16 protein-coding genes are annotated in these 18,096 nt (G+C 41.7%); 7 read left to right on the top strand and 9 right to left on the bottom strand.

The genetic code is table 11. The features are described 5' to 3' along the window. Nucleotides 1–62: 62 nt before the first annotated feature. A complete protein-coding gene (locus QUD85_RS10205) occupies nucleotides 63–2,828 on the bottom strand; it encodes an insulinase family protein (protein ID WP_093328207.1) in 2,766 nt (921 codons plus the stop codon). Nucleotides 2,829–3,277: 449 nt separating this feature from the next. Here QUD85_RS10205 and sixA point away from each other — a divergent pair, with 449 nt between their 5' ends. Further along, nucleotides 3,278–3,760 carry a phosphohistidine phosphatase SixA gene (gene sixA / locus QUD85_RS10200; protein ID WP_093328209.1) on the top strand — a complete coding sequence of 161 codons (483 nt, stop codon included), beginning with the start codon at nucleotides 3,278–3,280 and terminating at the stop codon, nucleotides 3,758–3,760. On the opposite strand, the gene smrB is transcribed toward sixA, so the two are convergent. Next, the gene (smrB, locus tag QUD85_RS10195; protein WP_093328211.1) at nucleotides 3,757–4,299 is read right to left on the bottom strand and encodes an endonuclease SmrB; all 543 of its coding nucleotides are present in this window, start codon (nucleotides 4,297–4,299) and stop codon (nucleotides 3,757–3,759) included. The genes sixA and smrB overlap by 4 nt on opposite strands. Before the next feature lie 65 nt (nucleotides 4,300–4,364). On the opposite strand from smrB, the gene prmB reads away from it, so the two are divergent. The 4 genes from prmB (at nucleotide 4,365) to QUD85_RS10175 (ending at nucleotide 9,447) form a co-directional block, all read left to right on the top strand. Beyond that, the gene (gene prmB, locus QUD85_RS10190; protein ID WP_093328380.1) at nucleotides 4,365–5,303 is read left to right on the top strand and encodes a 50S ribosomal protein L3 N(5)-glutamine methyltransferase; all 939 of its coding nucleotides are present in this window, start codon (nucleotides 4,365–4,367) and stop codon (nucleotides 5,301–5,303) included. Then, complete coding sequence (aroC, locus tag QUD85_RS10185; protein WP_093328213.1) at nucleotides 5,303–6,391, top strand: chorismate synthase; 1,089 nt, start codon at nucleotides 5,303–5,305, stop codon at nucleotides 6,389–6,391. The genes prmB and aroC overlap by 1 nt, the downstream gene beginning before the upstream one ends. Further along, nucleotides 6,391–7,566 (top strand): MFS transporter, encoded by a 1,176-nt coding sequence (locus QUD85_RS10180; RefSeq protein ID WP_093328214.1) that lies wholly within the window; start codon nucleotides 6,391–6,393, stop codon nucleotides 7,564–7,566. Before aroC ends, QUD85_RS10180 begins: the two co-directional genes overlap by 1 nt. 63 nt (nucleotides 7,567–7,629) lie before the next feature. Next, nucleotides 7,630–9,447: a collagenase gene (locus tag QUD85_RS10175; protein ID WP_093328216.1), complete on the top strand. Its 1,818-nt coding sequence runs from the start codon at nucleotides 7,630–7,632 to the stop codon at nucleotides 9,445–9,447. Here the strand turns inward: QUD85_RS10175 and QUD85_RS10170 are convergent. The 3 genes from QUD85_RS10170 to QUD85_RS10160 all read right to left on the bottom strand — a co-directional run bounded on the left by QUD85_RS10170 (nucleotide 9,444) and on the right by QUD85_RS10160 (nucleotide 12,150). Further along, the gene (locus QUD85_RS10170; RefSeq protein WP_286218774.1) at nucleotides 9,444–9,797 is read right to left on the bottom strand and encodes a GNAT family N-acetyltransferase; all 354 of its coding nucleotides are present in this window, start codon (nucleotides 9,795–9,797) and stop codon (nucleotides 9,444–9,446) included. The genes QUD85_RS10175 and QUD85_RS10170 overlap by 4 nt on opposite strands. A gap of 128 nt (nucleotides 9,798–9,925) precedes the next feature. Beyond that, entirely contained in the window at nucleotides 9,926–10,423 is a 498-nt protein-coding gene (ilvN, locus tag QUD85_RS10165; RefSeq protein ID WP_093328219.1) for an acetolactate synthase small subunit, read from the bottom strand. Next, nucleotides 10,423–12,150 carry an acetolactate synthase 3 large subunit gene (locus QUD85_RS10160; RefSeq protein WP_093328220.1) on the bottom strand — a complete coding sequence of 576 codons (1,728 nt, stop codon included), beginning with the start codon at nucleotides 12,148–12,150 and terminating at the stop codon, nucleotides 10,423–10,425. The genes ilvN and QUD85_RS10160 overlap by 1 nt, the downstream gene beginning before the upstream one ends. A gap of 471 nt (nucleotides 12,151–12,621) precedes the next feature. Here QUD85_RS10160 and QUD85_RS10155 point away from each other — a divergent pair, with 471 nt between their 5' ends. Next, nucleotides 12,622–13,200, top strand: coding sequence for a DUF4136 domain-containing protein (locus QUD85_RS10155; protein ID WP_093328222.1), 579 nt, complete (start codon nucleotides 12,622–12,624; stop codon nucleotides 13,198–13,200). 43 nt (nucleotides 13,201–13,243) lie between these two features. Here the strand turns inward: QUD85_RS10155 and yfbR are convergent, their stop codons facing one another. The 3 genes from yfbR to QUD85_RS10140 all read right to left on the bottom strand — a co-directional run bounded on the left by yfbR (nucleotide 13,244) and on the right by QUD85_RS10140 (nucleotide 16,902). Further along, entirely contained in the window at nucleotides 13,244–13,834 is a 591-nt protein-coding gene (gene yfbR / locus QUD85_RS10150) for a 5'-deoxynucleotidase (protein WP_093328223.1), read from the bottom strand. 9 nt (nucleotides 13,835–13,843) lie between these two features. Further along, on the bottom strand, nucleotides 13,844–15,061 hold the full coding sequence (locus QUD85_RS10145) for a pyridoxal phosphate-dependent aminotransferase (RefSeq protein WP_093328225.1): 1,218 nt from the start codon (nucleotides 15,059–15,061) through the stop codon (nucleotides 13,844–13,846). A 131-nt stretch (nucleotides 15,062–15,192) separates the two neighbouring features. After that, on the bottom strand, nucleotides 15,193–16,902 hold the full coding sequence (locus tag QUD85_RS10140) for a proline--tRNA ligase (RefSeq protein WP_093328227.1): 1,710 nt from the start codon (nucleotides 16,900–16,902) through the stop codon (nucleotides 15,193–15,195). A gap of 125 nt (nucleotides 16,903–17,027) precedes the next feature. Between QUD85_RS10140 and QUD85_RS10135 the strand changes: the two genes are divergently transcribed. Then, entirely contained in the window at nucleotides 17,028–17,522 is a 495-nt protein-coding gene (locus tag QUD85_RS10135; protein ID WP_093328381.1) for a GNAT family N-acetyltransferase, read from the top strand. A 48-nt stretch (nucleotides 17,523–17,570) separates the two neighbouring features. Here the strand turns inward: QUD85_RS10135 and QUD85_RS10130 are convergent, their stop codons facing one another. Continuing rightward, nucleotides 17,571–18,089 carry a type II secretion system protein gene (locus QUD85_RS10130; protein WP_093328228.1) on the bottom strand — a complete coding sequence of 173 codons (519 nt, stop codon included), beginning with the start codon at nucleotides 18,087–18,089 and terminating at the stop codon, nucleotides 17,571–17,573. Nucleotides 18,090–18,096: the final 7 nt, after the last annotated feature.

Genomic DNA, 18,096 nt, shown 5'->3' with positions numbered 1-18,096 from the left:
TGCGGCATGACAAGTCAACTAAATAGAGTCAAAATTACGACACTTTTAATAGATTAATTTTATTAGAGCGCTTTGAGCTCTTCTGCCGTTTTTACGATACGGCCAGATTTTGGCATTTCGTTCATTTCTTCTGCAATTTTGTAGGAAAGTAATGCTAAGCGATCGGGTTGGTGATCGGCTATCAAGTGTTGATCAATGAAAGACGCGGTTTGCTCTATGCTAATGTGTTGCAGAGCGTCTATTAATAGCGCTTTTTGATTAAATTGTAGGTCTTTATTACAAATGGCTGCCCAAAAGCGCTGACTTTGAATGCGCATACTGGTGGCTTTTTCTAACAATTGCCCCGCAAGTCCATTCTTTAAGTTTTGCCATTCCTGTTCAGATAATTGAGCAAGGATACTTTTCGCGTTGAAAATGAACGTGTTCATTTCAGCAAGGAGAGATTCTGCATTTGTATGTGGAGATTGAATATAAAAGGCAATGCCAGGATATTGATGGATGGGTACAAAACCAACACCCACAAGATAGCCTAATTGTTTTTCCGTGCGCATTTCTTCAAAAAACAAGGGGGCCAAAAGCTGACTAACCAACATACACAACGCCGTGTATAAAGGACTTTTATCGGCCATTGGATAGTACACAATAGTGCCATTATCATGTTCAGGTAACAGCAACGGAATGTTGATTTGACCTTTACCGGCAAGCAGCACATGTTTCGGATCTACTTCATTATCATCTGCCATGGCATCACCGAGTTGATGTTTGATGATGTCACTAATTTTGTTGGCATCTTGTTGTTGCCAATTGCCATGAATAAGCGCCTGTACAGAAATTGCGTCTAGTAACTTAGCTGAAAATGCGACAAATGCTTCAAAAGGGGTTTCTAATAGCGCTTCGTAGAGCTCGTCGGCATGAGGGTTAGCAGGTTGTAAGTAGCTACTTAATAATGAAAAAAGTTGCGACATTGATTTACTTCGACGCGCGTTCGCCCATGTGATCAGCATTTGATGTTTTATTAACTCAAAACTTTCCGCTTGAAACTGCGGTTGTTTTAAACGTATCAGCAGTTTTTCTAGTAGTATATGTTGTTTCTCACTAAAGCCTGAAACCTGCAAAGAAATGCCAGCTTGATGAGAAAATACACCATAACTCATGCCGGCAAGTTCGGCATCGTAAAACTCTTCAGCTACAGAATACAGAAATAGATCCACAAAAAGGCGTGTTAATGCGATGTTCTTCGGCGACTCAACGCACAAGGGAGAATCAATGCCAATATATATAAAGCCTTTTGGCGTTTTAAAGGTTTGATCTTGTTTAAACCAAACAGTTAGACCATCACTTTGTTGACTGATTTTAGGTAAAAGCACTTTATCTGGATGCGTGTTTTCAACGAGTTCCGGCGACACTATGGTATAAGGGTTTTTACTCGGCAGGTGAAAACGATCTAACGGCGCTATTTCTGATAAAAGTTTAAGGTCTTGTTGTTCAATCTTGGTCACCTTAAAAGGTACTTCATACCATTTACTTTGTTGATCGGCGACGACCGATTTAGATATATGCGCAATGCGCACGTTATCTGCGGACAAATAACCGAGCAAATGATTGTAGGCATCCTTGTCGAAGTACTCCATAGCATAATCACCATAGAGATAATCTTGCTCTGGGTAATAGTGCATATTCATCACAATTTGGCTAACGGATGCTAGTGGCTTGAGGCGCTCTTTATAATTGAAACTGATGTTAGCAATGGCTTGTTTGTCTGCAAAATGATGCGCCTCGATAGGCGTTTTATGAAGAAGATTGATATAGCTAAATACCGCACCGACAATGGCTCTTATGTTTTCTTCACCCTTATCAGTCAGTGAAATATTAATATTAAAATCTTTGAAGTTTTCGCCTGAAACACCGGCGCCAGCGCTAAGTGACAATGCCCATTGTTTTTCTCTAAGGTATGATAATACGCTGCCTTCACCTTCGTATCCAAGTAAATAGGCGAGCAGCGCATCTGGTTTAGATTCATAAAAGGGTAGTGTGTTTTCCATGGGAAAACTTAACACTAATTGTGTGTCATCGCGCACCGGCTGTATATCTATTTTGATGCCTTTGTTTTCATCAAGATAAAGCGGCTCACTAAGCGGCTCTTTAGACTTTGTTGTTGTTTTAATATCACTAAAGTATTCATCAGCATATTGGGCTAACTCATCAAGCGATTGAGGGCCCTCGATAGCGAGCGTCATAAAAGGAGCACAATAGTGTTCATCAACAAACGCAACGACATGGTCTCTAATTGGGTCATTTGGTTTATCCGCAAGTGTGTCTATGTTACCCACAGAAAACTTAGCAAAAGGATGGCTCTGATTAATGGTTTCTTTATGTACGTCGTATACGCGACGTATATCGTCTTTCAGTTTCAGTTTAAATTCAGCATCTACATTCTTTCGTTCTTTTTCTACAAACTCTTGCGCTAATACGGGTGAAATAAAGAACTGAGCAAAGCGATCTAATGCGGGCGCCAAAACATCAGCGTTGATTTCAAAAAAGAAGCAGGTATGTTCTGTTGCTGTCCAAGCATTGTTGCTGCCGCCATGACTAGCAATATACTTTTGGTATTCACTGCCGTCTGGGTATTTAGTGGTGCCCAAAAACAACATGTGCTCTACAAAATGCGCAAGACCTTGTTTGTCTTCGGGGTCTGAAAAGTGTCCAACATTAACGGCAAGCGCTGCCGCTGACATTTTGGATGTAGGATTGTGGCAAACGACAACACGCAAACCATTGGCCAATGAAATGGCACGATAAGATTTGGGATCATTGATACTTTGCTTCAATTGTTGCTCCTAACGTTCGCGTTATGTAGATAAACCGAGTACTGGTTCCGAAGATCACAAACAGCAACAATGTAAGCTTTGACAGTTAAAAGTGTGGTTTATCATTGCGTTAACTTTAGCTTAGCACTGATTTAATCATAATTACTACAACTTATTAACGTATGCGAAACAAACGACCTAGCATGGCTGATTAATGGTACGTCAATTGTGCAATAATGTTGTATTTAAAGGCGATAATGCTCTTGTGCAGCGATAAAACTATTTGTTTGCTGAATAGGTTATTGAAAAGTCTAACATCTTATTCAAAAATATATCTACTACTTTGTTCGTAGTAAGCCAGATTTTAACAGCATTTGTCAGCTAAATGTGGGAAAAACAAAACAACACTTAACAATTAATCGATAACGGGGTTACAATATTTGTAGCGAACATTTACACGGTATTAATACATGCGCCTGTTTATTATGCGCCATGGGCAAGCAGAAGCCGAATCTATCGACAAACCCGATGCGCAAAGAGTGTTAACAGAGCAAGGTAAGCTTGAAGCAAAAGTTATGGGTAGTTGGTTGGCAAAGCATCAGCCTGCATTAGATTTCGTTATCGCAAGTCCATACATCAGAGCGCAGCAAACCGCTGATATAGTGCTGAACCAGCAACAAGGTGTTCCTTCGCGAGAAACCTCTTCACTCATTACCCCTTCTGGCAATGCAAGCAATGTGCATGATTATCTAGATGGTTTACTGGCGATTGAAAAATGGCAAAGTATTGCTTTGTTTTCACACATGCCAATCGTGAGCTATTTAACCGCAGAACTTACCGATGGAAACAATACCCCTATATTCCAAACTGCAGCGATTGCGGTGATTGACTATGACATGAAGAAAATGAAGGGACAGTTACTGGAGCTAATCGCACCAAACGACTTGTGCTAAAGCTTGCCATCTTTATCGTGGATATCAACTAATACAAGCAAAGCACCATCACCACCGTACTCTAGGGGGGCTTGGTGGAATGCCATCACATCGGGATGCTGAACTAACCAATGCGGTACTTTGTTTTTTAAGATTCTGCTGCCTAAACCGTGCACGATACACACACATTTAGCATGCTCTTTTTGGCATGCATGCAATAAGGCCGCAATCTCTGCTTTTGATGTTTGCTGATCAAGACCATGTAAATCCAGAATCAAATCTGGGTGATATATGCCACGGCGTAAATTTTTTGCCTCAAAACTATCAACGTCGTCACGCACATATTTTGTGGGACCGGAGTCGTTTAAAGCTGGTTCGTATTCGTCAGAAAAGTGAAAGCTGGCAATTTGTTTCTTTTTAGTATGGTTTTTAGTGGCTAATGGGTGCTTGCGAGAAGATTTCACAGGGTGTATCTTGTCTTGCACTAACGGCTTTGTGCCGCTAGTAGCGTCTTTAAACAGTTGTTTTTCTTGCTCACTCAGCAAATCTTTAAATTTCATGTGAGCAGTCTAAATGATTTACAATAGAAGACAAGAAAAATACTAAGCATAGGAATAATTTGGCTGTGTCATCATCGAATATTCAATCTCAATTACTTACAATCCTTGATATGGTGCGCTATGGTGCGTCTCAGTTCAATCAAGCTGACTTATTTTTTGGTCACGGCACGGATAACGCGTGGGATGAAGCGGTAAGTTTAACTATGTTTGCATTGCATCTTGAGCGCGATTTGTTTGAGCGTGCGAAAATGGCGACATTGCTTGAAGAAGAGAAGGCAAGTGTTTTGGCATTATTTGAACAGCGTGTAACGTCGCACAAGCCAGCAGCTTACCTGATTAATCAAGCACAATTTGCTGGTTTAAGCTTTTATGTCGATGAACGCGTACTTGTGCCGCGCTCTCCAATCGCAGAGTTAATACACAACAAATTTTCACCTGAATTTAATCAAGATAGAGCGCCACATCGTATTTTAGATTTATGTACAGGTAGCGGCTGTATTGCCATTGCATGTGCTTATGCGTTTCCTCTAGCAGAGGTTGATGCTGTTGATATATCTATAGACGCTCTTGATGTTGCGCAAATCAATATCGAGGGGCATGGTCTAGAGGCACAAGTTATTCCAATTCAATCTGATGTTTTTTCTAACCTAGACGGTTTTAAATATGATTTAATTGTGACTAATCCGCCGTATGTCGATCAGGAAGACGTAGAAAGCTTGCCTGATGAATATCTTCACGAACCTGAAATAGGTTTAGGCAGCGGCAGCGATGGCTTAGATATAACACGCAAAATTTTAGCGCAGGCTGCTGAGCACCTTAACGACGATGGGGTACTTATATGTGAAGTGGGTAATTCTCAAATCCATGTAGAGTCCGCTTACCCCGAAGTAACATTTACTTGGTTGACGTTTGAACATGGCGGTCACGGCGTATTTAAGCTGACAAAAGCAGAGCTTGATAAGTATCAAGATATTTTTAATCAACGAATAGTAAAAGAAGCATAATGTCTGGAAATACAATAGGAAAGTTGTTTACGGTTACAACGTTTGGCGAAAGTCATGGTGCGGGTTTGGGCGCCATTGTAGATGGTTGCCCTCCGGGTATCAGCTTAACGGAAGAAGATTTACAGCACGACTTGGATCGCAGAAAGCCTGGTACGTCTCGCTATACCACGGCACGCCGGGAAGCAGATAAAGTTCGTATTGTTTCTGGTGTCTTTGAAGGTAAAACTACCGGGACACCTATTGGTCTTCTGATAGAAAATACAGACCAACGCTCTAAGGACTATGGCAACATTGCTCAAAGCTTTAGACCTGGTCATGCTGATTATACTTATACCCACAAATACGGCTTTCGTGATTATCGCGGCGGCGGTCGCTCTTCAGCGCGTGAAACAGCAATGCGCGTTGCTGCAGGTGCCATTGCTAAAAAATATTTAAAAGAATCTTTTGGTGTGTCTTTTAAAGGCTGTGTCACGCAAATAGGCCCAATTGAAGCAGAACAATTTGATTGGGAACAAGTGCCTCACAATCCATTTTTCTTCCCTGATACCACTAAATTGGATGCGTTAGACGAGTTCCTGCGCGGTATCATCAAACAAAAAGACTCCATTGGTGCCAAGGTGATGGTGGTTGCAGAAGGCGTTCCTGTAGGATTAGGAGAGCCAGTGTTTGATCGTTTAGACGCGGATTTAGCACATAGCTTGATGAGTATTAATGCTGTTAAAGGTATCGAGATAGGTGATGGATTTGCAGTGGTTAATCAAAAAGGCTCAGAGCATAGAGATGAAATTACGCCTGAGGGATTTTTGTCTAATCATGCCGGTGGCGTGTTAGGCGGAATATCTTCTGGTCAACCTATTGTCGCGTATCTCGCGCTTAAACCAACTTCCTCAATTGGTATTAGCGGCAAGACCATAGATAGCGATGGTAATCCGACCGATATTATTACCAAGGGTCGCCACGATCCGTGTGTAGGTATTCGCGCTGTACCGATTGCAGAAGCGATGATGGCTATAACTTTGTTGGATCATTTGATGCGACATCGCGCACAGAATACTGGCGTAGAATGTAACACGCCTATTGTTGAGTAATGAGATCCGCAAAACCGTCCTTATATGTCGCGTTAGCGGGTAATTACTTTTGGTATTTTGCCGTCATTGGTTTGATGGCTCCTTTTCTTGCTGTTTATTTAAATGCGCTAGGTTTCACCTCAGTGGAAATCGGTGAATTACTGGCATTTGTGATGGCAACAAAAATCATCGGCCCACCTATCTGGGCGGTACTTTCAGACAAAACAGGTCAGCAGGCGTCCATCATTCGACTGGGCGCATTATTATCGCTTGTGTTTTGCATTCCGCTTTATTTTAGCCAAGGTTATTGGGCTGTTGCAGTTTGCTTTACCATGTACAGCTTCTTTTGGAATGCCGTCATGCCGCAATTAGAAGCGATGACTGTTGCTTCCGTTCGCAAGAAGGCCAAGATTTACGCGCGCATTAGAAGCTGGGGTAGTTTAGGTTTCATTATTTTTGCCATTATCTCGGGCGAAATTCTCGATCTATTTGGTGATGAAAGCTACCTACATTTAACCTTATTTATCTCTTTTTGTTTGTTTCTGTTTACCTTGTTGCTGCGACAACCGAAACGAGCACAGCGACAACAAGCGCAGTCTTCGCCAATCAAGGCTCAAATTCTACAACCTAATTTTATGATCTTCTTCGTTGTTGGTTTGTTGTTGCAAGCAAGCTTTGGCCCGTTTAATGGTTTCTTTGCGTTGTTTCTAAAAGACCTTGGCTATGCGGGTTACGAAATTGGTTTGCTGATCGCGGTAGGTGCGATTGCTGAAATCTTTATTTTTATTATTGCCGGCTTGATATTTAAAGGCTTTCATATTCATCATTTGTTTACCTTTATTTTGATTGTTACAGCAATGCGTTGGTACTTTACGGGGCATTTCGCTGAACATGCATGGGTACTGGTTGCTTGCCAAATTAGTCACTGTCTTTCGTATGGCCTTTATCATGCTTGCGCTATGCAATTCATTAATCATCATTTCAAACATGATCAGCAAAACAGAGGGCAAGCGTTATACATCGCTGGTGTCTTTGGTATTGGTGGTGCTTTAGGTGTTTATCTTACAGGTTTAGTTTGGCAACAAGGTGAAGGTGCGACGCTCAGTTTTGATATCGCCACCGGCTTTGTATTAGTTGCTTTTCTGCTGTCTCTGTTGATGAAACCAATTTCACTAGGAACAGCCTCAAAAGATTAATGCTTGTACCTCACGCCTTTTTGTATACAATATACCTAAATTGAGTGTTAAGTGTAATTTTGAATGAAGCAACTATTTTTAGTTGGGATATGTGCATTATTGACCGCATGTAAAGACGCGCCCACAAGTAAACAAGAAGATAACGCGAATACCACATGTATTGAGGCGTATCCCGCAACAGCACAATACCTTTTATCATTGGAACACAAGGGTTGGAATAGCTGCTTCAATCATCAGAGTGAAGGGTTAATTGACTCTGTCACAGCTGCAATAATTGCTGAGTCTCAGCAACAAAGCGTCTCACAGGATTTAGACGATTTATTGTATTATCTGCGAGCACACTCATATTATGTTGATACAGACGAGTTAACCAAAGCGCAACGAGCGCAATTGTCTAGCGCGATAGATGCGGTTACAACAAGAGCTGATTTTTATCACCAAAACGATAGTGCGAGGCGGTTACAAGAACACGTACTCGTAACGCTTTATCGCTATTTTGCTACAGACGACGGCGCCAATGTTGTTAGCGAACACGTATCTACACTTGTTACATTGCTGGCACAGTTTAATGGTGTCGATGTAAGTACTTTATCCAAACAAGGTCAATACACGTTGTGGGAGCTTTATCGCACATTGGGCTTTGTTTCATTTGAAGCGCGCGACCAAAGCGAACTTAAAGAAAAAATAATGGGTGATGAGGAAAATTCGACGGCGCTGATGAATGCTATCGATAAGCACATGCACTCCCTTACCACTAATGATTGGCCTTTAACGCACACCTTGTGGCTAGCAGCTTCGCAGCATTATATAGCCAATGAGGCGCAGCAAACCGCGCTGGACAAAAAGGTAAGTGAGTACTTGTTTAATCATGCTAACCTTTCAGACTTAGAACAGCGTGAACTTTTTTCCCAGCATTACCTCGTTAATTCTTATCGCTACCATGAGCAATGTGAAACTGATTTTAAAGGTCAATGTGAGATCCCAACAATTGATGAGTTTTTACCGGTAAACCATACCTGTTCAGACACCTTGTTTATTCGTGCGACGCAAATGACTGCGGAGCAACTAGAACAATCTTGCACAGTACTTACCTCTCAAGAGCGTTTCTTTCATGATACGCTTGCCACGGGTAGGGTACCCACGGCAGATGATCAAAATACAAAGTTGCGTGTCGTAATCTTTGATAATTACAGTGAATACAATCGATGGGGCCAACTCTTTTTTAATATAGGCACTGACAATGGCGGTATGTATATTGAAGGTGATCCTGCAAAAGAAGGTAACCAAGCAACATATTATGCATTTGAGGCCTTCTGGAAGCAACCTGCTTTTAGTGTGTGGAACCTCAATCATGAGTATGTTCATTACTTAGATGGCCGCTTCGTAAAGTACGGTACCTTTGGGCATTTTCCGAGCCATTTAGTGTGGTGGTCAGAAGGCATTGCCGAGTATATTTCTAAACAAAATGCCAATAAACGTAGCTTTGCCTTACTCAGGAAAAAAGAGGAAGGGCAGTGGCCGACATTGAAAGATATTTTTGCGACGTCATACAATGATGGTGCAGACCGCGTTTATCGTTGGAGCTACCAGGCAATCCGTTATCTTGCTGAAAATTATTTAGAGCAGCTTCAAGCATTAGGACACGCGCTTAAAGATAACGATTTTGAGCGATACGCGAGGTTGCTCGATACATTAGCAAGTGAGCACCAAGCAGACTTTCGCGCTTGGCAAACATCTCATAAACCAGCCGAAACAGAAGCCGTTAAAACGCCAGATGAATATACGCCCACTTATATGTGGCGTTATATGTATCGCGCCTATCTGATGCCGGCGTCACTAGAGATAAATGACAGGCACAAACATTTTGAAAATTGGGGCTAAGGGTGAATAAAAGCAACAAGGTTAGGATGTTTTACTTGGTAGCTTTTTAGCCTGTTGCAAAGCGATGTTGGCAAGTTTGATTGGGTCTTTTTGACAAAGTTAAGCTGCAGATAAAAAGGCGTTAACTTAGCATCGGCAAAGCAATATATATTGCGATGCTGATTTATAGCATGTTTTACAAGTATTGAACCTAATCCTTGGTGTTGGTGTTGCGTTTTAACAACTACACCGTGTAAGAAGGTATAGCCATATTCAGGGTTAATTTCAGAGCAAAATGCTGCTGCCAACATATCGTTTTCATTATTAACCGATGGACTATCGGCCAACACATAACATGTATCGAATCCCATATAGGATATTGGGTAATGTTGCGATTTATAAAAGCGCAATAGCGCTTTTTTATGTGCTTTGCTCAGTGTAACAATATGCATAATAAAAAGGCGGTCAATGACCGCCTAATTGAATAACAGTCTATCAATCATACCCTTAAAGCTTTCTCACCTCGAGCCAGACCTACACTGCCAGAGCGCGCTGATTCAATAATTTCGGTTTCGTGAGAAAGTGCGGTGACAAATGCATTGAGTTTGTCTGCATCTCCGGTTATTTGAATGGTATATACCTGCTTACCGACATCGACAATACCCGCTCTAAATATATCAGTAATACGCTTAACTTCTGTTCGCGTCTTATCATTCATAGCCAACACTTTGATCAACAAAATCTCTCGTTCGATATGACTTCTTTCTGTAAGGTCGGTAATTTTTATCACATCGATCAACTTGTTTACCTGCTTTACAATTTGCTCTAATACCTTGTCATCACCGTTGGTAGCAATGGTAATACGTGAAATACTAGCATCAGCTGTTGGCGCAACAGTAAGGCTTTCGATGTTGTAGGCGCGTTGAGAGAACAAACCTACAATGCGAGATAAGCTGCCAGGTTCATTTTCCAATAGAATAGCTAAAATACGGCGCATTAGACTTTCTCTCCTTTTTTGATCCACATCTCATCAACAGCACCATGACGCACTTGCATAGGATAAACGTGTTCAGTTTCGTCTACTAAAATGTCAATAAAAACGAGTCTATCTTTAATGGCAAATGCCTCGGCTAGTTTCTCGTCTAACTCATCTATTGTGTTGATTTGGATACCAACGTGGCCATAAGCTTCTGCAAGCTTAACAAAATCAGGCAATGACTCCATGTAAGAAGAAGAGTGTCGGCCACCATAAATCATGTCTTGCCACTGTCTTACCATACCCAATGAACGATTGTTCAGGGACACAACTTTTACTGGTAGATTATATTGCTGACAAGTTGAAAGCTCTTGAATGTTCATTTGGATAGAGCCGTCGCCGGTAATACAAATTACTTCTTCCTCTGGCAGAGCATGCTTTACACCCATTGCAGCTGGCAAACCAAATCCCATGGTGCCTAAGCCGCCAGAGTTGATCCATTGCCTTGGCTTGGCAAAAGGGTAGTATTGTGCGGCAAACATTTGGTGTTGACCAACATCTGAAGTTACGTACGCTTTACCCTCGGTCAGTTTATAAATGGCTTCAACAACGGTTTGTGGTTTGATTAACCCTTCTGCCGGCTGCTCATAGCTCAAGCTCTTTAACGCACGCCATTGATTGATTTGTTGCCACCAGCTAGCGTTGGCTTCTTCGTCAACTTGATATTGTGTTGCATCCATTTCGTCAAGCAACTGTTGGATAACAATGTCCACCAAACCAACAACAGGGATATGCGCATTAATGGTTTTTGAAATCGATGTCGGATCGATGTCCACATGAATAATGGTTGCGTTCGGGCAAAACTTCTTAACATTATTAGTAACGCGATCGTCAAATCGTGCACCTAAAGCCAGAATCACGTCAGCGTGTGCCATGGCTTTGTTTGCTTCAACCGTACCATGCATGCCAAGCATACCAATAAAGTTGTCATGAACGCCCGAAAGGCCGCCTAAGCCCATTAAGGTATTGGTGCATGGCGCATTTAGACGTTCTACCAATTGTGTCAGTAATTCTGAGGCATCGGCGGTAATAATGCCGCCACCAGAATATACAACCAGCTTTTTAGCCGCTGTAATTGTGCTGACCGCTTTTCGAATTTGTTTTGGGTGGCCTTTGGCACTTGGATTGTATGAGCGAATACTGACAGACTTTTCTAGTACAAAAGGAGCTTTATTCTGCGGCAATAGAATGTCTTTAGGTAATTCAATCACAACCGGCCCAGGACGACCTGTGCTCGCTATATAAAATGCTTTTGCAATGACATTAGGTATTTCTTCGATGGTACGGCAATTGAAGCTATGTTTAACAATAGGGCGAGAACAACCAATGATATCAGTTTCTTGAAACGCATCGTCGCCAATCATATTGCTTGGCACCTGTCCTGCAAGCACCACCATTGGGATAGAGTCCATGTAAGCGGTAGCGATACCGGTTACACAGTTGGTGTTACCTGGACCTGAGGTTGCTAAAACAACACCTGTTTCCCCAGTAGCGCGAGTATAGCCATCGGCCATATGCGTCGCCGCTTGTTCATGGCGAACTAGAATATGTTCTACACTAGACTGCTCAAATATGGCGTCATAAATATCTAGAACAGAGCCACCAGGATAACCAAATATGTATTTTACATCTAAGGCATCTAAGGCTTTAACTACCAGCTGCGCTCCCGAGTATGTTTCGGTTGTCATAATATTGTTTCCATTTAAATGCTAAACATAAAAAACCCCGCTAAGGTGCGGGGTTTTTTGGGATTCTATTAATCGTTAGATGATTTTTATAGACGCACCGTGCCCCGCAGTGATTTGACTACCACTACGACTAAGAGCATGACTGTGAGTACAATAATATGTTTCATCTAAACTATTTTCCGTTAATTTGAGTATAGTTTTAAGGGCTTTGCTAAATAGTGTCAACCATTAATTACGAATTAGATGTAATTATTTTTTATATTTAATTGACATGAGAAATAAAGCGAGTGTTTTCGGGGTCTTATTGTCAGTATTAATTACACCTATAATGTCTATTTGTGTCATGTATTTAGGTGTTTTTATTGTAAATAAATCCTGATCCTTGTTACTGTATAAAGAGTAACATTAATTAACAGTTTGTAATTGCTAAATAAAGTACGCTGTATTTGAATCAGTTTGAAGGAAGAAATGATGAATAAATTTAAGGCTTTATGTGTTTTTGTTGCAGCAAGTTTGATTGCTGCTTGTACTTCGACTTATGCACCCAAAGTAGACGCCGATCAAAATGCCAATGTAGATATCTCCAACTACAAAACATTTGCTTGGTTGAAACCGGGCAAGATCCTAGTTGAAGCCGCTGAAGCCAATCCAGTCGCTCTGCAACGCATGGAAAAGGCTATTGAAGACGAGTTTAAAAAGAAAGGCTACAGCTTAGTCGCTGATCCAGAACAAGCGGATTTTGCTATCTCATATACTGTGGGTAACCGTGACAAGATTAAAGTAGATACATACCCAGCAACATATAACGCAGGTTTTGGTTGGGGACGTGGCTACTACGGTGGCATGTACATGGGTAATGAAACTCGCGTACGTACATACACGGAAGGTCGTTTAGCGATTGACGTATATGATGTTAAAACGAAGCAACCTGCTTGGCATGGCTGGGCTGTGAAGAAAATATCTTCAAGCGATAAAGAAAATCCTGAGGCGGCAATTAAAGATGTTGTTCGTCAAATCATCGAACAATTTAACGCACCAGTGAGCAAGTAGACGTTACTTTACACAAATAAAGCCAGCACAAATGCTGGCTTTTTTATTGGGATAATTTATCAACTGTGGCGGTGCACGCTTGTGCAAAGGTTTTAAGAAAGTAATCGACTTCCGGCATCTCTTGGGTCAACTTTTCTAACTTCTTGTCTAGCTTTTCTTTGACGTGCAAAAATTCATTATTGTGGTGGTTTAACTCGTCTTTGGCTTTGAGGTAAGCGGACAAAATATCCGCTGCTTTAATGACTTTCTTAATCTCTGGGTCTATGTTTTGCTGCACAATAATGTTGCTGAAGGTCGCTTGAAATGGTTTAGGCAACGAAGCAACACATTCTTTCTCAGCTAGCGTTTCAATGTGTTTAAACTCACGAGCGATTTCTTTATTGGCGTATTTGGTAGGACTAACGATATCGCCAAAACGTGTTTCTGACGCGTCATGATAAAGCGCAATCATGGCTATTTTGTTGGCATCTAGCGTACCGTCATAAAGTTTATTGCGTGTTTCTGCGAGCAGGTGAGCAATGATGGCCACTTGGTGACTATGCTCTGCAATATTTTCAGGTTTTACACAGTACATTAATGCCCAGCGCTTTATTAGTGGCATCCTAAACAGCCAGGCAAGAAATGTACTTTGCATAATTAACCCTTAATTTTGTTGGTAACTATCGAAAAAGCTCTTTAATTTGGTTAGCGCCAATTTAAGATCATCGACATGCGGTAAAAACACTAATCTAAAATAGTTTGGCGTATCGATATTAAACCCTCGACCATGTACGAGAAGAATTTTTTCTTGTCTTAATAAATCCAATACCATTTGCTCATCATTGGTAATGCCAAATTTTTCAATATCGACCTTTACAAACAAATATAGCGCACCCATTGCCGGCTGACAGCTTAAACCGTCAATATCGTTGATCATTTGATAGGCCAGATCACGTTGTTGCTTAAGCCGGCCATCGGCCTGAATAAGTTCATTGATGCTCTGATAACCACCCAACGCTGTCTGGATGGCATGCTGACAAGGTACATTTGCACAAAGACGCATAGCTGAAAGAATATTTAATCCTTCTACATAGTCTTGAGCATGTAGTTTAGGCCCCGAAATAACCATCCAGCCGGCGCGAAAACCTGCTATACGATAGTTTTTTGAAAGGCCTCCCATGGTCACAACAAGTACGTCATTTGACAAAGACGCCGTCGGTATATGTTTTACTTCGTCATACAATATTTTGTCATATATTTCGTCGCTAAAGACGATGAGCTGATGCTCTTTAGCGAGTGCTAATATATCTTCTAGTACTTCTTTTGAATAAACACTACCTGTAGGGTTGTTTGGGTTGATTAAAACGATAGCTTTTGTTTTATCGCTAATTTTACTACGCATATCTTCAATATTCGGATACCAATTGTTTTCCTCGTCACACTGATAATGCACAGGTTTGCCACCAGACAATGATACGGCTGCCGTCCAAAGTGGATAGTCTGGTGCAGGAATTAAGACTTCGTCGTGGTTATTAATCAGCCCTTGCATCGCCATAACAATAAGTTCACTAACACCGTTTCCAATGAATATATCGTCGATGCTAATCTCTCGAATACCTTGTTGCTGAAAGTACTGCATAACAGCTACACGCGCAGAATAGATACCTTTTGAATCGCTATAACCTTGAGCTGTGGGCAGGTTATGAATAACGTCTTTGAGGATGTCGTCTGGCGCTTCAAAACCAAATGGCGCCGGATTGCCGATATTGAGTTTTAGGATTTTATGTCCTTCATCTTCTAAACGCTTGGCTTCGGCCGCGATCTGGCCGCGAATTTCATAGCAAACGTTGTCGAGTTTAGAAGACTTTAATACCGGTTTCATTGTCCTTCCTTTAAAGAGAGTTGTTAGTCGGACTAATCATTCCTTAATCTGAGCGGAAGGTAAACAGCTTATTTGGTATAAGGTAAAAAAAAACGCTGTATAAACAGCGTTTTTCTATAAAGTAGTGGGAGTTACTTAATGATATCTAATATTTTATCGATATCTACTAAGGTCTTTTCACCCGTGCGGCGATTCTTAAGTTCTACTTGTTGAGCATCTAAATTGCGCTCGCCAACAATTACTATGTATGGCGTACCAATAAGTTCATGATCGTTGAACATGACACCTGGACGTTCTTTTCTATCGTCAAATAGCACTTCAACGCCAGCGTCTAAAAAGCGCTGATAAATGCTTTCTGCCGTTTCTTGAACACGCGCTGACTTGTGCATATTCATTGGCACAATGGCTACGTTAAAAGGTGCAATAGCTTCTGGCCACTTAATACCATATTTGTCATGGTTTTGTTCGATAGCAGCAGCAACAATGCGAGATACACCAATACCATAGCAACCCATGGTCAGTGTTTCGTGCTTGCCTGACTCCATTAATACGCCACAGTTCATTGCATCAGCATATTTTTTACCTAACTGGAAAATGTGTCCAACTTCAATACCACGTTTGATGATTATATTACCTGAACCACATGGACTAGGGTCACCTTCAACAACGTTACGGATATCTTCAACTTGGTAATTGCTGGCATCACGATCCCAGTTTACGCCAGTAAAATGGAAATCGTCTTGGTTAGCACCACAGACAAAGTCTGCTAGGTGGGCGGCACTGCGGTCAACAATCACTGGTACTGTTAATTCAACAGGGCCAATAGAACCGGCGCCACAGCCAACTGCCGCTTTAATTTGTTCCTCTGATGCCATTTCCAATGGCGAGGCGACGCCAGCAAGCTTTTCTGCTTTGATTTCGTTTAACTCGTGGTCACCACGCAAAACAAGCGCTACAACAGGCGCAGTTTCTCCTTCAGCGCTTTCGCCAACAACTAATAGCGTTTTAACGGTTTGGTTTGTATCTACGTTTAAAAACGTTGCGACATCAGCAATCGATTTAACGTTAGGCGTAGATACTTTTTCAATAGATTGGCTTGGGGCAGGGCGTTCACCTGCAGGCGCTAGCGCCTCAGCTTTTTCTACGTTCGCTGCAAAATCACTACCATCACTAAATGCGATGTCATCTTCACCAGAGTCAGCTAACACATGAAATTCATGTGACGCATCGCCACCAATTGAGCCGGTATCAGCGATAACAGGACGGTAGTCAAGACCTAGGCGTTCAAATATACGACAGTACGCGTCGTACATTACCTGATAAGTATCTTTTAAACAGTCATCACTTGTATGGAAAGAATAAGCATCCTTCATCAAGAATTCTCTGCCACGCATTACGCCGAAACGAGGGCGAATTTCGTCTCTAAATTTTGTTTGAATTTGGAATACATTGAGCGGCAGTTGCTTGTAACTTGCTACTTCATTACTAATAAGCTTCGTAATCACTTCTTCGTGCGTAGGACCTAAAACAAATGGACGTTCGTGACGATCGTTTAAGCGCAATAATTCTGGACCGTAGTCGTCCCAGCGACCAGATTCTTGCCAGAGGTCGGCAGGCTGAACCATTGGCATCAAGGTTTCTATCGCGCCAGCTCGTTCCATTTCTTCTCGTACGATGTTTTCTACTTTTTTAAGTACGCGCAATCCTGTCGGTAGCCAGGTATAAAGACCCGATGCTACGTTTCTTACGAGGCCTGCTCTTAGCATAAATTGATGGCTAATTACTTCAGCACTCGCAGGTGTTTCTTTTAAAGTCGACAGTAAATACTTACTTGTACGCATTAATATGTTCCAAAAGTCAAAAAAGTGGCGATATTCTATCAGGCAAGGCGTTGCTAAAAAAGCATTTAGCCTATAAATTGAGTCGAAATTATTGGATTAATCCAGAAAACAATGTGAGAGCAGGAATGTCGATTAACATCTTACTAGTAAATTATGATGACAAGCAGCAAGCAGCAGATTTGATTACCATGATGCAGCACTATGCCAGCGACCCAATGGGGGGCGGAGAAGCAATTGCACAGGAAACCATTGAAAAGTTAATTCCAGCGCTGCAGCAACAAAACAATGTGGTTAGTTTTCTTGCTTATCAAACTGATAAGCCTGTTGGTTTAGCGAATTGTGTTTTCGGCTTTTCTACCTTTGCCGCGGCTCCTTTGCTTAATATTCACGACCTTGTTGTTGTAGAAGATGTCAGAGGGCTAGGTGTAGGTAGTGCGTTGATGAAAGCTGCTGAAGCGCATGCGCTTGACGCGAATTGCTGTAAGATGACGTTAGAAGTGTTGGCAGGAAATGAGCGAGCCAAGCGTGTTTATGAGAAGGCTGGATATAAACCTTATGAATTAGACGCGAGTATGGGGCAGGCCATCTTTTGGCAAAAATCGTTGAAAAAACGTACCTAACCTGCAGTGCATGTGCTGTCTAACCCCAGCACATGCTGGGGCATTGCTTTAACAGCCGGTATCGACCATTTCTAATCGATATTTCATGTCTGCTTTTGCTTCGCCGTAGCTAACATAGCAGTTAGTGGCTTTTACTTCATCCAAGCCTGGCTTAGCGCTTGCAACTAGCTTAGGAAAAGTCATATACACGCTTATGTAGTCCAATCCATTGCTACCTTTTTCAAGCGTATTTAATACAATCCATTCAGATTGGTCTACATTCATTGCTTGGAGTATGCCTTTGTTGCCAACGGATATAGGGTAGCCGTGTAGCGTTTCTATAATTAGATTTTTTGATACTTCGACCCTAGAAACACCACTGGTTTTGTTTTCTATAACAGCTTTTTCGTAGACTAACTCAGCAGTTTCTTTAAAACTGCCTTTAAGTTGATGCAAGGTTGCTTTGCGAGCGTCATCCTGAATATTAATAAATTTAGGCAGCACAGTGACAGCTAGTATGCCTAAAATGACGATAACTACGATCATTTCAACTAAAGTGAAACCGCCGCGTTTAGCGTTTAAATCCATGTCGTCT

It is taken from the genome of Thalassotalea agarivorans, from assembly GCF_030295955.1.
GTDB classification, from domain to species: Bacteria; Pseudomonadota; Gammaproteobacteria; order Enterobacterales; family Alteromonadaceae; genus Thalassotalea_D; species Thalassotalea_D agarivorans.
The sequence above is the reverse complement of the archived record's forward strand: the minus strand, read 5'-3'. Positions and strand labels throughout refer to the sequence as shown.

Bases quoted from the DNA above. Each gene is read 5' to 3' on its own strand.
- QUD85_RS10175 (WP_093328216.1), top strand. From the start codon at position 7,630: ATGAAGCAACTATTTTTAGTTGGGATATGTGCATTATTGACCGCATGT.
- yfbR (WP_093328223.1), bottom strand. From the start codon at position 13,834: ATGCAAAGTACATTTCTTGCCTGGCTGTTTAGGATGCCACTAATAAAG.
- smrB (WP_093328211.1), bottom strand. From the start codon at position 4,299: ATGAAATTTAAAGATTTGCTGAGTGAGCAAGAAAAACAACTGTTTAAA.
- QUD85_RS10170 (WP_286218774.1), bottom strand. From the start codon at position 9,797: ATGGGATTCGATACATGTTATGTGTTGGCCGATAGTCCATCGGTTAAT.
- sixA (WP_093328209.1), top strand. From the start codon at position 3,278: ATGCGCCTGTTTATTATGCGCCATGGGCAAGCAGAAGCCGAATCTATC.
- QUD85_RS10155 (WP_093328222.1), top strand. From the start codon at position 12,622: ATGAATAAATTTAAGGCTTTATGTGTTTTTGTTGCAGCAAGTTTGATT.
- aroC (WP_093328213.1), top strand. From the start codon at position 5,303: ATGTCTGGAAATACAATAGGAAAGTTGTTTACGGTTACAACGTTTGGC.
- QUD85_RS10140 (WP_093328227.1), bottom strand. From the start codon at position 16,902: ATGCGTACAAGTAAGTATTTACTGTCGACTTTAAAAGAAACACCTGCG.
- QUD85_RS10160 (WP_093328220.1), bottom strand. From the start codon at position 12,150: ATGACAACCGAAACATACTCGGGAGCGCAGCTGGTAGTTAAAGCCTTA.
- QUD85_RS10130 (WP_093328228.1), bottom strand. From the start codon at position 18,089: ATGGATTTAAACGCTAAACGCGGCGGTTTCACTTTAGTTGAAATGATC.
- ilvN (WP_093328219.1), bottom strand. From the start codon at position 10,423: ATGCGCCGTATTTTAGCTATTCTATTGGAAAATGAACCTGGCAGCTTA.
- QUD85_RS10145 (WP_093328225.1), bottom strand. From the start codon at position 15,061: ATGAAACCGGTATTAAAGTCTTCTAAACTCGACAACGTTTGCTATGAA.
- QUD85_RS10135 (WP_093328381.1), top strand. From the start codon at position 17,028: ATGTCGATTAACATCTTACTAGTAAATTATGATGACAAGCAGCAAGCA.
- QUD85_RS10180 (WP_093328214.1), top strand. From the start codon at position 6,391: ATGAGATCCGCAAAACCGTCCTTATATGTCGCGTTAGCGGGTAATTAC.